The organism is Streptomyces sp. NPDC127117, assembly GCF_042677325.1.
In the GTDB taxonomy this organism is placed as follows: Bacteria; Actinomycetota; Actinomycetes; order Streptomycetales; family Streptomycetaceae; genus Streptomyces.
The window spans coordinates 110,921-127,754 of the sequence record NZ_JBHXTM010000003.1; the positions used below are offsets into that span (position 1 = coordinate 110,921).

13 protein-coding genes are annotated in these 16,834 nt (G+C 70.8%); 8 read left to right on the forward strand and 5 right to left on the reverse strand.

Annotation, left to right across the window (positions count from 1 at the left end):
* Positions 1-79: 79 nt before the first annotated feature.
* Positions 80-490, reverse strand: a complete 411-nt coding sequence (locus tag ACFVH0_RS04000; protein ID WP_385817877.1) for a hypothetical protein — start codon at positions 488-490, stop codon at positions 80-82.
* A 79-nt stretch (positions 491-569) separates the two neighbouring features.
* Positions 570-2,054 (reverse strand): DHA2 family efflux MFS transporter permease subunit, encoded by a 1,485-nt coding sequence (locus tag ACFVH0_RS04005; RefSeq protein ID WP_385817879.1) that lies wholly within the window; start codon positions 2,052-2,054, stop codon positions 570-572.
* A 70-nt stretch (positions 2,055-2,124) separates the two neighbouring features.
* Here ACFVH0_RS04005 and dusB point away from each other — a divergent pair, with 70 nt between their 5' ends.
* The 4 genes from dusB (at position 2,125) to ACFVH0_RS04025 (ending at position 8,675) form a co-directional block, all read left to right on the forward strand.
* A complete protein-coding gene (gene dusB / locus ACFVH0_RS04010; RefSeq protein WP_385817880.1) occupies positions 2,125-3,273 on the forward strand; it encodes a tRNA dihydrouridine synthase DusB in 1,149 nt (382 codons plus the stop codon).
* A gap of 602 nt (positions 3,274-3,875) precedes the next feature.
* Positions 3,876-6,623: a pyruvate, phosphate dikinase gene (ppdK, locus tag ACFVH0_RS04015; protein ID WP_385817881.1), complete on the forward strand. Its 2,748-nt coding sequence runs from the start codon at positions 3,876-3,878 to the stop codon at positions 6,621-6,623.
* 533 nt (positions 6,624-7,156) lie between these two features.
* Positions 7,157-8,131, forward strand: a complete 975-nt coding sequence (locus tag ACFVH0_RS04020) for an ArsR/SmtB family transcription factor (RefSeq protein ID WP_385817882.1) — start codon at positions 7,157-7,159, stop codon at positions 8,129-8,131.
* A gap of 130 nt (positions 8,132-8,261) precedes the next feature.
* Positions 8,262-8,675 (forward strand): VOC family protein, encoded by a 414-nt coding sequence (locus ACFVH0_RS04025; RefSeq protein ID WP_385817883.1) that lies wholly within the window; start codon positions 8,262-8,264, stop codon positions 8,673-8,675.
* Positions 8,676-8,706: 31 nt separating this feature from the next.
* Here the strand turns inward: ACFVH0_RS04025 and ACFVH0_RS04030 are convergent, their stop codons facing one another.
* Positions 8,707-9,636, reverse strand: coding sequence for an oxidoreductase (locus ACFVH0_RS04030; protein WP_385817884.1), 930 nt, complete (start codon positions 9,634-9,636; stop codon positions 8,707-8,709).
* A gap of 183 nt (positions 9,637-9,819) precedes the next feature.
* Between ACFVH0_RS04030 and ACFVH0_RS04035 the strand changes: the two genes are divergently transcribed.
* Positions 9,820-10,608 (forward strand): sulfite exporter TauE/SafE family protein, encoded by a 789-nt coding sequence (locus tag ACFVH0_RS04035; RefSeq protein WP_385817885.1) that lies wholly within the window; start codon positions 9,820-9,822, stop codon positions 10,606-10,608.
* A gap of 25 nt (positions 10,609-10,633) precedes the next feature.
* On the opposite strand, the gene ACFVH0_RS04040 is transcribed toward ACFVH0_RS04035, so the two are convergent.
* On the reverse strand, positions 10,634-11,257 hold the full coding sequence (locus ACFVH0_RS04040; RefSeq protein ID WP_385817886.1) for a class F sortase: 624 nt from the start codon (positions 11,255-11,257) through the stop codon (positions 10,634-10,636).
* A gap of 99 nt (positions 11,258-11,356) precedes the next feature.
* Complete coding sequence (locus ACFVH0_RS04045; protein WP_385817888.1) at positions 11,357-12,169, reverse strand: hypothetical protein; 813 nt, start codon at positions 12,167-12,169, stop codon at positions 11,357-11,359.
* 621 nt (positions 12,170-12,790) lie between these two features.
* Here ACFVH0_RS04045 and ACFVH0_RS04050 point away from each other — a divergent pair.
* Genes ACFVH0_RS04050 through ACFVH0_RS04060 form a run of 3 tightly spaced genes read left to right on the forward strand, consistent with a single transcriptional unit; the run spans position 12,791 to position 16,795 of the window.
* Positions 12,791-13,774 carry an ABC transporter permease gene (locus ACFVH0_RS04050; protein ID WP_385817889.1) on the forward strand — a complete coding sequence of 328 codons (984 nt, stop codon included), beginning with the start codon at positions 12,791-12,793 and terminating at the stop codon, positions 13,772-13,774.
* Positions 13,775-13,787: 13 nt separating this feature from the next.
* Entirely contained in the window at positions 13,788-14,717 is a 930-nt protein-coding gene (locus tag ACFVH0_RS04055; protein ID WP_385818062.1) for an ABC transporter permease, read from the forward strand.
* Complete coding sequence (locus ACFVH0_RS04060; RefSeq protein WP_385817890.1) at positions 14,714-16,795, forward strand: dipeptide ABC transporter ATP-binding protein; 2,082 nt, start codon at positions 14,714-14,716, stop codon at positions 16,793-16,795. Before ACFVH0_RS04055 ends, ACFVH0_RS04060 begins: the two co-directional genes overlap by 4 nt.
* Positions 16,796-16,834 lie beyond the last annotated feature (39 nt).

The window sequence follows — 16,834 nt, forward strand, 5'->3', positions numbered from 1 at the left end:
CCTCGTGATCCGGGCCCACGCCCGTGTCCGCCCCGCGCTCACGCCACCCTGCGCGGCAGCCGCAGGCTCAGCAGCGTCGTCAGCGCCACCGCGCCCGGCTGCACCAGCAGCGCCACGGCCGGCGCGTCCCGCATCCCCACGGCCCGGGACCAGGGCGAGGAACAGTGCCGAGCGTGGCCACCCCCGGGGCGAGCGCGGCCTGCTGGGTCGTCGCGGTCACTCCGCCGCCCACCCCGGCCCGCGCGGCCGGTACGTCGAAGAGCACGATCCGGAACAGGGCGGACAGCGGGAGCCCCTGCCCGGACCCCGCGATCGCGACCCCCGGCAGCAGCCCCGGTGCCCCGAGGCCGGACCGCTCGCGCCGCACGGTGATCGCCGGCACCAGCACCCCCGTCGCCCGGACCGGCCCGCCCGGCGTCACGACCCGGCTGCCGTGCCGCGGGATCAGCCGTGGACCGGCCGGCGACGCCACGAAGGACGCCATCGCCATCGGCGCCACCGTCGAGCGGGCCGCGGACGGTGACGTACGCCCCCGCCGACGAGGGGACCAGGCAGCGCCTCGACCGGCTTCAGGCCTTGGAGCTCGCCGACGTCTGATCCCCGGCCGGCGCGTCCGCCGGCCGCTCCAGCCGCTGCGCGGTCCGCAGTGCCGTCTCCCGCGCCCAGCGCCCACTGGTCAGCGCCCCCACCAGCAGCACGGACAGCCCGCACCCGCCGATGATCCACCAGGCGGGCTTGCTCGCGTCCACGAAGGCCGCCGCGTATCCGGCGCCGCGCGGCGACCCGGTGCCGGCCACCCCGGCCGCCAGCACCGCACCGATCACGGCGACCCCGAGCGTCCCGCCGATCTGCCGGCTGGTCGAGGCCACCGCGGCCGCCACCCCGGCCTGTGAGCGGGGCATCCCGGAGACGGCCGTGTTGGTGATCGGCGCGTTCACCATGCCGAAGCCGAGGCCGAACAGCACATAGCCGGTGAACAGCAGGACGTTGTTCGTCTCGGCGTCGAACGCGGCGAACAGCAGCCCGCACGCCGTCATGGCCACGCCCGCCACGAGCAGTGAGAGCCGGGGCCCGCGGTTGCCGACGAGCCGCCCGGACAGCGGTGCGCAGACAAAGGTCAGGGCCGCCATCGGCAGCATGTACAGACCGGCGTGCAGCGCGCTCAGCCCCCGCACGTTCTGCAGGTACAGGGTGTTGAGGAAGAGAAACCCGCTCAGCGCGGCGAAGGCGCTGACCGCTATGACGGTGGCACCGCTGAACGGGGCGCTGTGGAAGAACCGCAGATCGATCAGGGGCTCGGCCCGCCGGGACTCGTAGAGCAGCAGGCCGATGAGCGAGCAGGCGGCGAGCGCCGCGAAGGCCAGGATGCGCGCCGAGGTCCACCCGGCCGAGGGCGCCTCGATGATCGCGTACGTGAGCGAGCCGAGCAGCCCGATCACCAGCAGCTGCCCCACCGGGTCGGGGCGGCGCGGCTTCGGGGCGCGGGACTCGGGGACGTACCGCCAGGTGAGCAGGAGTGCGGCGAGGCCGACCGGCAGATTGATCCAGAAGATCGACCGCCAGCCCACCGAGTCCACCAGCAGACCGCCGACCACCGGTCCCGCCGCCATGGAGATGCCGACGACGCCGCCCCACACTCCGATGGCGCGGGCCCGCTCGCGGGGGTCGGTGAAGGTGTTGGTGATGATCGACATCGCGACCGGGTTGAGCATCGAACCGCCGACCGCCTGCACCATCCGGAACGCCACCAGCGACTCCAGGTTCGGCGCCACGGAGCAGAGCAGCGAACCGAGGGTGAACAGGACGAGCCCGATCTTGAAGATCTTCCGGCGCCCGATCCGGTCGGCGGTGGAGCCCGCGAGCATCAGCAGCGAGGCCAGTACGAGGGTGTAGGCGTCGATCGTCCACTGCATGCCCGCGACGGTGGCGTGCAGTTCCTTCTGCATGGACGGGAGGGCGACATTGAGCACGGTGTTGTCGAGACTGACGATCAGCAGACTCATGCAGCAGATCGCCAGTACCAACTGCCGTCGGCGGTGGCTCAGCTCGGACATACATGGATAGTACGGTTAACTAACGAACTCCGCTGCCGGGGAGCCCCGCTCCGTACGCGACAATGGAGCAATGACCACGCTCGCCCCCTCGCTCCCGCTGCTCCGGATCGGCCCGCACACCGTGCAGCCGCCGGTGGTGCTCGCCCCCATGGCCGGCATCACCAATGCCCCGTTCCGCACCCTGTGCCGGGAGTTCTCCGGCGGCAAGGGGCTGTTCGTCAGCGAGATGATCACCACGCGGGCGCTGGTCGAGCGCAACGAGAAGACCATGCAGCTGATCCACTTCGACGCGAGCGAGACCCCGCGTTCGATCCAGCTGTACGGAGTGGACCCGGTCACCGTCGGCAAGGCCGTCCGCATGATCGTCGACGAGAACCTCGCCGACCACATCGACCTGAACTTCGGCTGCCCGGTCCCCAAGGTGACCCGCAAGGGCGGTGGCTCGGCGCTCCCGTACAAGCGGCCGCTGCTGCGCGCCATCCTCAACCAGGCGGTCTCCAACGCGGGCGGTCTGCCGGTCACCATCAAGATGCGCAAGGGCATCGACGACGACCACATGACGTACCTGGACGCGGGCCGGATCGCGGTCGAGGAGGGCGTCACGGCCGTCGCCCTGCACGGCAGGACGGCCGCCCAGCACTACGGCGGCACCGCCGACTGGGACGCCATCGCGCGCCTCAAGGAGCACGTCCCGGAGATCCCCGTCCTCGGCAACGGCGACATCTGGTGCGCGGACGACGCCCGCCGGATGATGCGCGAGACCGGCTGCGACGGCGTGGTCGTGGGCCGGGGCTGCCTGGGCCGCCCCTGGCTCTTCGGCGACCTGGTGAGCGAGTTCGAGGGCACGGGGACACGGCAGGCGCCCGGGCTGCGGGAGGTCGCCGACGTGATGCTGCGGCACGCGACGCTGCTGGGGGAGTGGATCGGCGACGAGACGCGCGGCGTGATCGATTTCCGCAAGCACGTGGCCTGGTACCTCAAGGGCTTCGCGGTCGGCTCGGAGATGCGCAAGAAGCTCGCGATCACCTCCTCGCTGGAGGAGCTCGGCGGGCAGCTGCGGGAGCTGGACCTGGACCAGCCGTGGCCGGACGGCGCGGACGGGCCGCGCGGGCGCACCTCGGGCAACAACCGCGTGGTGCTGCCGGACGGCTGGCTGAAGGACCCGTACGACTGCGCGGGCGTGAGCCCGGACGCGGAGCTGGACACCTCGGGCGGCTGAGGGGGTCCGCCCGGTCTTCCGGGCCGCTCTCGGGCACGCGGCGCCACAGGCACCGCGTGCCTCTTCTTTTGCCTCGCTCATCTGAGCGCTACATTCGGCCGGATTCGGTGGTGGTTCGGTCGGCACGCGACCCGAACGAGTCGGAAACGGGCAGCACGCGAGGACTCAGCCCTCCCTGGTTTCTCCTCGGTGATCACGACGTGACGGGCAGTCGCTGATCGGGCGTCCGGATGGTGACATCTGAGCGCCGACCGTAGAGTGATTCTCGCCACCCTGAGAGTCAGTGTGCTCAGATGAGCGCAATTTTGAGGGCTGCATTTCTCAAATGATGGCACTGGGTGCCAAGGGCCTCCAGTTTGATCGATCGACGCTTCCGTCGCGCAGTGTCATCAAAATGGTGGACATCGATATCTCTCGGTGTTTATGTGTTCAGGAGTTGAACGCATGCTGCCGATCGGGCTACAGGTCGTGTCACTTTCGATCTGCTGGCGGACGGGTGGTTGAGACCTCATGACGCGCAAGTGGACGTACCCAGACACCTTCGATCTGGGTATGTTCCTCGCCGTCAGGGCAGCCACCGCGTCCTCGAGGAGTCGAGACCCGTGTCGGAAAACAAAGATCCCCACGTAGCCACCCCGGAATCCCCGGAGCTCAAGGGCGAGAAGTTCGTTTATGACTTCACCGAGGGCAACAAGGATCTGAAGGACCTCCTCGGCGGCAAGGGTGCGAACCTCGCCGAGATGACCAACCTCGGGCTTCCCGTCCCCCCGGGATTCACCATCACCACCGAGGCGTGCAAGGTCTACCTGGAGAGCGGCGAGGAGCCGGCCGCGCTCCGCGCCGAGGTCAGCGCGCATCTCGACGCCCTCGAAGCGCGGATGGGCAAGAAGCTCGGCCAGGCCGACGATCCGCTGCTGGTCTCGGTCCGCTCCGGCGCGAAGTTCTCGATGCCCGGCATGATGGACACGGTCCTCAACATCGGCCTCTCCGACGAGTCCGTGGTCGGTCTCACCGCCCAGGCCGGCGACGAGCGGTTCGCGTGGGACTCCTACCGCCGCCTCATCCAGATGTTCGGCAAGACCGTCCTCGGTGTCGACGGCGACCTCTTCGAGGAGGCGCTGGAGGCGGCGAAGGAGGCCAAGGGCGTCACCGTCGACGTCGACCTCGACGCGGCCGACCTGAAGAAGCTGGTCAAGCAGTTCAAGAAGATCGTCGCGCGGGACGCCGGACGCGACTTCCCGCAGGACCCGCGCGAGCAGATGGACCTGGCCATAAAGGCCGTCTTCGACTCGTGGAACACCGACCGGGCCAAGCTCTACCGCCGCCAGGAGCGCATCCCCGGCGACCTGGGCACTGCCGTCAACGTCTGCTCGATGGTCTTCGGCAACCTCGGCCCCGACTCCGGTACGGGCGTCGCGTTCACCCGCGACCCGGCCAGCGGCCACCAGGGCGTGTACGGCGACTACCTGCAGAACGCGCAGGGCGAGGATGTCGTCGCCGGTATCCGCAACACGGTGCCGCTCGCCGAGCTGGAGTCGATCGACAAGAAGTCGTACGACCAGCTGATGCAGATCATGAAGACGCTGGAGACCCACTACAAGGATCTCTGCGACATCGAGTTCACCATCGAGCGCGGCCAGCTGTGGATGCTCCAGACCCGGGTCGGCAAGCGCACCGCCGGTGCCGCCTTCCGGATCGCGACCCAGCTCGTCGACCAGGGCCTGATCGACGAGGCCGAGGCGCTCCAGCGGGTCAACGGCGCGCAGCTCGCGCAGCTGATGTTCCCGCGGTTCGATGAGGACGCGAAGACCGAGCTGCTGGGACGCGGTATCGCGGCGTCCCCGGGTGCGGCGGTCGGCAAGGCCGTCTTCGACTCGTACACCGCGGTCAAGTGGTCCCGGTCCGGCGAGAAGGTCATCCTGATCCGCCGTGAGACCAACCCCGACGACCTCGACGGGATGATCGCGGCCGAGGGCATCCTGACCTCGCGCGGCGGCAAGACCTCGCACGCCGCCGTCGTCGCCCGCGGCATGGGCAAGACCTGTGTCTGCGGCGCCGAGGACCTGGAGGTCGACACCAAGCGCCGCCGGATGACGGTGGGCGGCCGGGTCGTCGAGGAGGGGGACCTGGTCTCCGTCGACGGATCGACCGGCAAGGTGTACCTCGGTGAGGTCCCCGTCGTGCCGTCGCCGGTCGTCGAGTACTTCGAGGGCCGGATGCACGCCGGTGCCGACGACGCCGACGAACTGGTCGCCGCCGTGCACCGGATCATGGCGTACGCGGACCGGGTGCGCCGGCTGCGGGTGCGGGCCAACGCGGACAACGCCGAGGACGCCCTGCGGGCCCGCCGCTTCGGCGCCCAGGGCATCGGGCTGTGCCGCACCGAGCACATGTTCCTCGGCGAGCGCCGCGAGATGGTCGAGAAGCTGATCCTGGCCGACACCGACCAGGAGCGCGAGACGGCCCTGGAGCAGCTGCTGCCGCTCCAGAAGGCCGACTTCATCGAGCTGTTCGAGGCGATGGACGGACTGCCCGTCACCGTACGGCTGCTGGACCCGCCGCTGCACGAGTTCCTGCCCGACATCACCGAGCTCTCGGTACGGGTCGCGCTCGCCGAGTCCCGCAAGGACGCCAACGAGAACGATCTGCGCCTGCTCCAGGCCGTGCACAAGCTGCACGAGCAGAACCCGATGCTGGGCCTGCGCGGTGTGCGCCTCGGGCTCGTCATCCCCGGCCTGTTCGCCATGCAGGTACGGGCGATCGCCGAGGCCGCGGCCGAGCGAAAGAACGCCAAGGGCGACCCGCGCGCGGAGATCATGATTCCGCTCGTCGGCACGGTCCAGGAGCTGGAGATCGTCCGTGAGGAGGCCGACCAGGTCATCGCCGAGGTCGAGGCCGCCACGGGCACGAACCTCAAGCTGAAGATCGGCACGATGATCGAGCTGCCGCGCGCCGCGCTGACCGCCGGTCAGATCGCCGAGGCGGCGGAGTTCTTCTCGTTCGGCACCAACGACCTGACCCAGACGGTGTGGGGCTTCTCCCGCGACGACGTGGAGGCCTCGTTCTTCACCGCGTACCTGGAGAAGGGCATCTTCGGGGTGTCGCCGTTCGAGACGATCGACAAGGACGGCGTCGGCTCGCTGGTCCGCAGCGCCGTCGCGGCCGGCCGGGCCACCCGCCCGGACCTGAAGCTCGGCATCTGCGGCGAGCACGGCGGAGACCCGGAGTCGGTGCACTTCTTCCACGAGGTGGGTCTGGACTACGTCTCCTGTTCCCCGTTCCGCATCCCCGTCGCCCGGCTCGAAGCGGGCCGTGCGGCGGCGGGTTCGACCGGCAGCGACAGTCGCTGATCCGGCACCGGACCCACTGACTTTGTAGCCCTTCGACCCGGAGCCGCCGTCGGCCGGCACACCCTCACCGGCCCGACGGCAACTCCGGAACACCCGAGGACGGCGGCACCCTGTGCGGGGGTGCCGCCGTTCCGTTCTGTTCTGGGGAAAATCGTTGTGCGGCGTTGTGTCTTTTGCTCGTGCATTACGCAGCTTCGCGCATTACGCAAAGTTCGTTCAATACGCAAAGAGCCGGTTCGGGAACGGACCGGGATGCGGCCCATGGATCCCCATCCATGGGCCGCACCCGGGTTACCCCCATCGGGTACGGAGCCGCACCGGGCATCCACCGCCGCCGGGCGAGCAAAACCCCCCACGGCCTTCACTCGCCCTTCCGGTGGCGCCGGATTCGTACCCGACGTCGTACAGCTTTTCGGGTGACGGTGTGCGGATGCGAGGCGTTTCACCTCTGGCCGAAACCCCGTGGTGACTTGCTGTTACGGATCACCTACCCTGGGGTGGGGGTAATTGCAGGTGCAACAGGTGGGGGACCGGTGCTGCGTATCCATATGTCCGGAGTGGACCTTTCCAAGGTGCGGATGGCCACTCGGCCGGACGCGCTGTGGGAAACCGCTCTGAGTTTCCACCGGCTGCGGGACCGGCGCGGTTCCGCGGTGTTCGGGAAATGGCGTACGGAAACCCGTCCTCGGTTGAATGGTGAAGTACGCCTGTTGTCCGCCGTGATTCCACCGCGCGGCTATTTCCCGGATTTCCTGACGCCTTCTCAGGAAAGCAGCGAACCGTACGGCATCGACGCGGGAATGCAGGCATTGCGCGAGACCCCGCCCACCCGGGTCCGGGCCGAACTCGCCCTGCTCGGCGCCGAACGCCGCGACGCGTACGGCTCCCCGGACGGCCGTACCGAACCGCTGAGCCGGCTCGTCGACGCGCTGCGCGCCTACCACCGCGCCGCCATCGAGCCGTACTGGCCGCACATCCGGGCCAGCGTCGAAGCCGACCGCGCCGTCCGCGGCCGGGCCCTCCTGGACGGCGGCGCGCACGAGCTGCTCGCCTCCCTCCCGCCGATGATCCGCTGGCGGCCCCCCGTGCTGGAGGCGGACTACCCCGTCGACCGGGAGGTCAGCCTGGACGGGCGGGGGCTGCTGCTCCAGCCGTCCTTCTTCTGCCGCGTCACCCCGGTCGTCTACCGCGACCCGAGGCTCCCGCCGGTCCTCGTCTACCCGGTCACCCACTCCCGCGCCCCGGTCTTCGCCGAACCGGGCCCCTGGCTCGGCCGGCTCCTCGGCAACACCCGCTCGACGGTCCTGAGCGCCATCGGCAACGGCTGCACCACCAGCGAGCTCGCGCTGCGGGCCGGGGTGTCCCTCGCCTCGGCGAGCCAGCACGCCTGTGTGCTGCGCGAGGCGGGCCTGATACACACCCTGCGGCACGGCGGCTCGGTCCTGCACACACTGACGCCGCTGGGCGGCTCGCTGCTCCGGGGCGGCGCCCCGCTCGCCCTGTCCTGAGCCGGGCGGACGCGTCGGCGGGCGGACGGGCTCCGGAGCGGCGAAAATTCTTTCGCGGGCGGCGATGAGTTCCGCGATGCCCCGCCGTCTACCTGTCGTACACGTTCGAACAACAGAGAGCGAAGCGACCATGCCTCAGATGATCTTCGTCAACCTGCCGGTCAAGGACCTCGAAGCGACCAAGGACTTCTTCGGCAAGCTGGGCTTCTCGTGCAACCCGCAGTTCTCCGACGAGAACACCGCGTGCCTCGTCATCAGCGACACCATCTTCGCCATGCTCATCACCGAGCCGCGCTTCAAGGACTTCACCAAGAAGGAGATCGCCGACTCCGCGAAGTCCACCGAGGTGATCCTCGCGCTGAGCGCCGAGAGCAGGGAGAAGGTGGACGAGCTGGTCGACGCCGCCCTCGCCTCCGGTGGATCGCCCGCCAACGAGCCGATGGACTACGGCCACATGTACGGCCGTTCCTTCCAGGACCCGAACCACCACATCTGGGAGGTCGTGTGGATGGACCCGGCCGCCGTCGAGGGCGGGCAGGGCTGAGCCGGCCGGTCACCCGTCCGGCGACCGGGCCTCAGGGGGTGAGGCCCGGATACGTCACCCCCGTGAGCTGCTCGGACGCCATCCAGAGCCGCTCGCTCGTGACATCGTCCCGCGTCCAGCCCGCCCGCCAGGACGGCGCGGGCGCACCGCGCCAGCCCAGCAGCCCCGGACCGGTGAACGAATCGGGGCGCACGCCGGGCGCGGTGGCCGCGTACAGGGTGGGCAGCGCACCGGCCGAAGCGGGCTGGGCGATGATCCGGTTGCCCAGGCCGAAGACCCGCTCCACCGCCCTGCGGTTCTCCATCCGGGCTGCGGCGGACTGAAGGTTGGTCGCCGCGTATCCCGGGTGCGCGGCGGCGGCCACCAGCCGGGAGCCCGCCTTCGTGAGCCGCCTGGCCAGCTCGTGGACGAAGAGCAGATTGGCGGTCTTGGAGCGGCCGTAGGCGATCCAGCGCCGGTAGTTCCGCTCGCCGTTGAGATCCCCCATGTCGATGTCGGACAGCGCGTGCATCCCGCTGGAGACGGTCACCACCCGGGCCCCGGGGGTGTCGAGGAGACGGGGGAGCAGCAGCCCGGTCAGGGCGAAGTGCCCCAGGTGATTGACGCCGAACTGCCGCTCGAAGCCGTCGGCCGTCGTCCCGTAGGGGAGGGCCATCACGCCCGCGTTGTTTATCAGCAGATCGATCCGGTCGGGCGCACGGTTCGCGGCGAACTCGCGCACCGAGCCCAGATCGGCCAGATCCAGCGGTACGAACGCCACGTCCGCGCCGGTCACGGCCTTCCGGATCCGGGACTCGGCCTCCTTGCCGCGCTTCTCGTCACGGCAGGCGAGCAGAACCCGCGCACCGTGCCGGGCCAGCTCCCGCGCGGTGTGCAGGCCGAGGCCGCTGTTGGCTCCGGTGACCACGGCCGTTCGGCCGCTCTGGTCCGGGATGTCGTTCGCGCTCCAGCCGTGGCTCATGGGCCCAGCGTACGGCCGCGGTGTGCGGCCGGGACCGGTCAGGTCGGTCCGGATGCGCGCCTGGGCGCGCCCGGCGGCGCAGGGGCGCGCCGGGGGGCGTGAACCTCAGGAGTCGCTCAACTTTTCCGTGATCCGGCCGGCGGGGTTGGACGGCGTGCGTATCGCGTCCATAAAGTCATGATCATGCCCGACATAGCACTCACCACCGTGATCGTCCTCTGTCTCGCCGCGGCCGCGGCGGGCTGGATCGACGCGGTGGTCGGCGGCGGTGGGCTGCTTCTGCTGCCCGCGCTGCTCCTGGGCCTGCCGCACGTCCCGGCCGCGCAGGTGCTGGGCACCAACAAGGCGGTCGCGATCGCCGGTACGTCGGGCGCCGCCGTGACCTACGTACGCAAGACGCCGGTGAAGGTCGGGACCGCGCTGCGGATCGGGCTCGCGGCGCTGGCCGGTTCGATGGCCGGCGCGTTCTTCGCCGCCGGGATCAGCAGCGAGGTGCTGCGGCCGGTGATCATGGTGGTGCTGCTGGCCGTCGCGGCGTTCGTGATGCTGCGGCCCTCGTTCGGCAAGGACACCGGCGACGGTGCGCGGCAGCGGATCACCCGGGCCCGCACTGTCACCGCGATCGTGCTGGTGGGCGGCGGCATCGGCTTCTACGACGGGCTGTTCGGCCCCGGCACCGGCACGTTCCTGGTGCTGGCGCTGACCGCGGTGCTCCATCTCGACCTGGTGACGGCGTCCGCCACCGCGAAGATCGTCAATGCCTGCACCAACTGCGGCGCGCTGGCGATGTTCGCCTACCAGGGCAGCGTGCTGTGGCAACTGGCCGCGCTGATGGCGGTCTTCAACCTGGCGGGCGGGCTCGTCGGGGCGCGGATGGCACTCCGCAAGGGCAGCGAGTTCGTCCGCGGGGTGCTGCTGGTCGTGGTGTTCTCGCTGGTCGCGAAGCTGGCCTTCGACCAGTGGACGGCCTGAGCGGCCAATGGGCGGCGGCCGGGTCTCACCGCACGGTGGTCAGATGCGCGTACGCCACCACATTGCCCTCGTACCCCGTCTCCTTCGAGAAGCCGCCGCCGCAGGTGATCAGCCGCAGCGAGGCGAAGGACGCGGCGCCGTACACCCGCTGGTCGGGGAAGTCGTCTTTCTCGTAGACCTCGATCGCGTCCAGGGAGAAGACGGCGGTACGGCCGTCCTGGCGGACCACCTCGACCGTGCTGCCCTTCTGCAGGGCGCCCAGGTCGTAGAAGACCGACCGCCCCTGCGCGTTGTCCACATGGCCGGCCACGATCGCGCTGCCCCTGGAGCCCGGGGGAGTGCCGTCCCGGTACCAGCCGACGACGTTGCGGTTGCCGGCCGGGGGCACGTCGAGACTGCCGTCCGGCCCCAGGCCGAGACGCATCACCGGGGCGTCCACCCGGATGCTCGGGATGCGGATGCGCACCGGGGCGGAAGGCTTCAGGGGTTCGGCGACCGGGGATCCCGGCTGGGGCTCCGGGCCGCCGGTGAACGCCTGGGCGGCGGTCGGCCGGGGCGGGACCAGCTGGGTGCCGGCACCGTTGCGGATCAGCCAGACACCGGCCAGCGCTGCGATGACCAGCAGCCAGCCCTTGGCCTTCTGGGACACGGTTGTCCTCCGGGTGACGGAACGGGGACGGTCCCGCCCCGGTGGCGCGCGGCCACCGGGACGGAAACCAGGCGGTACGGAGACGTGAATCCGTCTCCGTCAGCCGGCTCCCTGCGTGCCGCTCGCCCGGCGACGCAGGAGCCAGGCTCCGCCGACGGCGGTCGCGGCGAGAACGCCGGCGCCCGCCGCGATCTGGGTGGTGTCGGGCCGGACGCTGCCGCCGACTCCGGTTTCGACGTGCCCGGTGGGACCGATGGGGTCCGAGGGGCGGTGCCCGGAGGACGAGCTGTCATGGCCCGATGAGGAGGAACTGTCGTTCCCGGAGGACGACGAGCCGTCCTGCTTGCCCGAGCCCTCCTCCTCGGACGGGCCCCGGCTCTCGCGTCCGCCCGAGCTGTCCTGCTCGGACGAGGACGACTCTTCGCGCCCGGACGACGAGGACGAGTCCTCGCGCCCGGCTGAGGACGAGTCTTCGCGTCCGGACGACGAACTGTCGCCCCGGTCCGTGTCCTCGTCCCCGGACGGGGTGTCGCCCGCGCCCGGGATGTTGAGGCCGGACAAGGCGTCGAGCCCGCCGGCCGAGTCGAGCAGCGAGGGCGCGTCGAGCCCGGAGAGGTTGTCGAGGCTGAACGGGGTGTCCGTACCGGCCCCGGACTCGTTCCCCGACCCGGCGCTGTCGCCCGAGGCCCCGTCGTCCGAGGCCCTGTGGCCGGGTGCCCGGTCCTCCGCGGTCACGGCGTCGGTGGTCCGCGTCCCGAGGTCGCCGGTGGTCCGGGACGCGGTGTCGGCCGAGCTGATCCGCTGCGCCCCGGCCTCGTCCGCGTACGCGGTGGGGCCGACGGTGAGGAAGCCGAGCGTGGCTATGGTCACCGCGGATGCGGCGGTACCGGTCACTAGGCGGACAGGACGCATGGGGGTTTCCTCCGGCGATGGCGCGAGTAGGTGTGTCCTGCCCCTGAGCTAACGGGCGGGCCGCCACCCATGCCTGCTGACACCGAGTCAGCTTTCACTCGAAAGGACCGGCGCGGCCTCCTTGCCAAGGGGTAAGACTGCAGGTCACGGCGGTGATTGACGCCGGTCGGGATGGTCTCTCGGCGCCCGGTGCCGATCGGGTGATGGAGCCCGATAGGAAAGTGTCGTACGTCACATGCATGACCTCGCGGGTGCCGGGCACACGTCTGTCACCCCCCACGGGACGGTGTACGAGGCCGCCCCCGGCCGCCGCCCTCACCGGGCCCATCCCCCCTGGGCCCGGTGAGGGCGGATTCGTGCGGAGGGGGAGCGGGCCGGGAGCCGAGGGCGCCCGGTCGTGCACGCTCCGTCACCTTTTGTGGCCGAATGCTGCGGCAGTATTTCGGCCTCATGGCGAGAACGATCAAGGGCTGGCGCCTGCCCACCGGTGCGGACCAGGCTGGCACTCGCACATTCGTGCTCACGCTCCGTACCCAGAAAGCCCCTGCCGCAGATGCACACGTCCTCCAGACCCGGCACCTTCGAGGTGCTTCTCCCACATGCGGGGAGGAGGTGCCGGGCATGGTGCGCCATGTGATCCGCAAGGTGACCGGCTGGCTCCTGATGATCGTGGTCGCGACCAACGCCACGTACTTCCTGGCCAGTTGGTTCCTGGACCCGCGGTCGAACTTCAAGGAGCTGCGTCCGGTCCGCAGCGAGGCCCGGATCGACCGGGCCCTCGCCCCGTACAACCTGAGCCCGCAGGAGCCGCTGGTCCACCGCTGGTGGGACTGGTTCACCTCGGTGGTGCTCCACTTCGACTGGGGCAGGTCCCCCACCGGCGTCTCCGTCAACGGCGAGATCGGCTATCGGGCGCTCATCAGCGGCGAACTGGTCATCATCGCGACCGTCCTGTCCGTGGTCATCGGCGTCACGCTGGCCGTGTTCACCGCGTCGCGGCAGTACGGCTGGGCCGACCGGATCTCGCAGGCCGTGTCCATCGCGGTGTTCAACATCCCGACCTCCGTCGCCGCGCTCGCCGTGGTCTTCGTCGCCATCTGGCTGAACCAGAACGCCGGGCTGCACTTCCTCTACGTCGCCGGTGAGAACTCACCGGGCGTCCAGGGGCTGCTCCCGACGATCGGCGACCGCCTGCTGCATCTGATCCTGCCGACCCTGAGCCTGACGCTGATGGGTTACGTCGGCTACCACCTGACGCAGCGTTCGCTGCTGCTGGACACGGTCGACGCGGACTTCGTACGCACCGCCCGGGCCACCGGGCTCACCCGGTCCAGGGCGATCCGCAGGCACGCCCTGCGCGCCGCGCTCATTCCGACGGCGACGTCCGTGGCGTTCAGCATCCCGGCCATGTTCACCGGCGCCGTCATCACCGAGACGATCTTCGGCTGGAACGGCATGGGCCGCTACTTCATCCAGACCATCGCCAAGAACGACGTGCACGGCACGGTCGCGACCGCGGCCTTCGCCGCCGCCCTGACCGCGATCGGCGCGATCCTCGCGGATGCCGCCACCGTCTTCCTCGACCCCCGGGTGAGGGTGAACTGACGTGGCCACGGACATGACGACCGACGCCGCGGCCGGTGCGACGCCGGCGGATTCCCCCGCGCGGAAGGCGGACGCGCCCCACCTCGGCCTCGGCCGGCTCTACCTGCGGCGCTTCCTGCGCAACCGCCTCGCCGTCGTCGGGGTGGTGATCTTCGTGCTGCTGGTGCTGTTCAGCCTGTTCGGCGGGGTGTTCACCTCCTACGCGTACTCCGACGCAGACTTCGCCGCGCTCACCCAACCACCGAGCGCCACCCACTGGTTCGGCACCAACCAGGGCGGCAACGACGTCTACGCCTCCGCCGTGCACGGACTCCAGCGCTCCCTGGCGATCGCCGTGAGCGTCTCCGCGCTGACCATCGTCGTCGCAGCGGTCATCGGCTCCAGCGCCGCGTACTTCGGGGGCCGGGTGGAGAAGGCGACGCTCGCCGTCATCCACTTCCTGCTGGTCGTCCCCTCGTTCCTCATCCTCGCCCTGGTCTCCCACCGCCTCGCCGGGGACTGGCGGGTCCTCATCGTCGTGCTCACGGTGTTCGGCTGGATGTCCACCGCGCGGGTCATCTGGTCGGTCTCGACCTCGCTGCGGGAACGGGACTACGTGACGGCCGCCGAGTTCATGGGCATCAGCGCACCGCGCATCATCCTGCGCCACATCATCCCCAACCTCGGCTCGCTGCTGATCGTCAATCTGACGCTCGGCGTCGTCGCGACCGTGCTCAGCGAAACCGCCCTGTCCTTCCTCGGGTTCGGCGTCCAGACCCCCGACGTGTCCCTCGGCACGATGCTCGCGGACGGTGCCGGCACCGTCACGAGCGCCCCGTGGCTCTTCGCCTTCCCCGCGGGGCTGGTCGTCCTGCTCACCATGTCGATGACCTTCGTCGGCGACGGGCTGCGCGACGCGCTCGACCCCACGTCCGTGACCGGTGCGGCAGGAGGCCGACGATGACCCTCACCACCCTGGCCGGATCCCCGGCAGCCACCGGCGCCACCCCCGTGCTCTCGGTGCGGGACCTGCGGGTCACCTTCCCCTCGGAGGCCGGCCCCGTCGAGGCGGTGCGCGGCGTCGGCTTCGACCTCCTGCCGGGCCGGACCCTCGGCATCGTCGGCGAGTCCGGCTCGGGCAAGTCGGCCACCGCGATGGCCGTGATGGGCCTGCTGCCGCCCTCCGCCGAACTGCGGGGCCGGGTGCTGCTCGGCGGACGGGACCTGATCGGCCTCGGGGACAAGGAGCTCTCCTCGGTACGGGGCAACTCCATCGGCATGGTCTTCCAGGACCCGCTGTCCGCGCTCACACCGATCTTCTCCGTGGGCCGGCTGCTCTCCGACGCCCTGCGCGTCCACCAGGACCTCACGAAGCGCGCGGCCTGGGAACAGGCCGTCGAACTGCTCGATCTCGTCGGCATACCCGACCCGCGGGGCCGGGCCAAGTCGTTCCCGCACGAGTTCTCCGGCGGCATGCGCCAGCGCGTCGTCATCGCCATGGCGATCGCCAACAAGCCGTCCGTCCTCGTCGCCGACGAGCCCACCACCGCCCTCGACGTCACCGTGCAGGCCCAGATCCTGGACGTCCTGCGGCTGGCACAGAAGGAGACCGGGGCCGGCCTCGTGCTCATCACCCACGACCTCGGGGTCGTGGCCGGCCACGCGGACGACATCGCCGTGATGTACGCGGGCCGGTTCGTGGAACGGGCGGGCGTCGACGAGCTGTTCCGCCGGCCGGCCATGCCCTACACCGCGAGGCTGCTGGCCGCCGTGCCCACCGTGGACAGCGGGGTCCACCGCCCCCTGGTCCCGATCGGCGGGGAGCCGCCCGCCCTCGTGGACCTGCCCGGCGGCTGCCCCTTCGCGAGCCGCTGCGCCGTCGCGCGGGACGAGTGCCGGGCCGACGAGCCCGAGCTGCGCGAGATCACCGGACACGGGCACGTGGCCTGCCTGCGCGCCGACGAGATCGCCGACGGATCCCTGGACCCCGCCGGGGGGACCGGGCCGGACGGCGATCCGGACGGGGCCGGGACCGCGGCGGCCGGCGAGGTGGTGCTCCGGGTCGAGGACCTGGTCAAGACCTTCCCGGTCACCAAGGGCGCCCTCCTCAAGCGCCGGGTCGGCACGGTGCACGCCGTCAACCGGGTGAGCTTCGAGCTGCGTGCCGGGGAGACCCTGGGGCTGGTGGGCGAATCGGGCAGCGGCAAGACCACGACCCTGCTGGAGGTCCTGAGGCTGAAGCAGCCCGAGGGCGGCCGGATCGAGGTCGCCGGCACCGATGTCGCGACGGCCGGATCCGCCGCACGGGTACGGGAGCTGCGGCGGGACGTACAGATCGTCATGCAGGACCCGCTGGGGGCCCTGAACCCCCGGCTGCCCGTCTTCCAGCTGCTCGCCGAACCCCTCCGGGCCATCGGGCAGGACCGCGAGTCGATCCGCTCCCGGATCCACGAACTGCTCACGCTGGTGGGCCTGGACGCCTCGGTGAGCGGCCGCTTCCCGGCCGCGCTCTCCGGCGGCCAGCGCCAGCGGGTCGGCATCGCCAGGGCCCTGGCGACCGAGCCGAAACTGCTCGCCCTCGACGAGCCGCTCTCGGCCCTCGACGTGTCGGTGCAGGCCGGGGTGATCAACCTGCTGGCCCGGCTCAAGCGCGAACTCGGGCTCGCCTACCTGGTGGTCGCCCACGACCTGGCCGTGGTCCGGTACGTCTCCGACCGCGTCGCGGTGATGTACCTGGGGCACATCGTCGAGACCGGGGACACCGAGACGATCTTCGCCGACCCGAAGCACCCCTACACCCGGGCGCTGCTCTCGGCGATCCCGGTGCCCGACCCGCGGCGCGAACGAGCCCGTGAACGGGTCGTGCTGCGGGGCGAGCAGCCGAGCGCCACCCGGCCGCCCGCGGGCTGCGTCTTCGTCGACCGCTGCCCCCTGTACCGCCTCGCCGACGAGGACGTGCGCCGGCGCTGTCGCACGGAGCGCCCCGAGCCGACGGCGGTGGCCGGACGCCCCGGCCACCGGTACGCCTGCCACGCCGTCTGAGCCCCGCCGCTCCCCTCGTACACACCATTCCTCCCGACC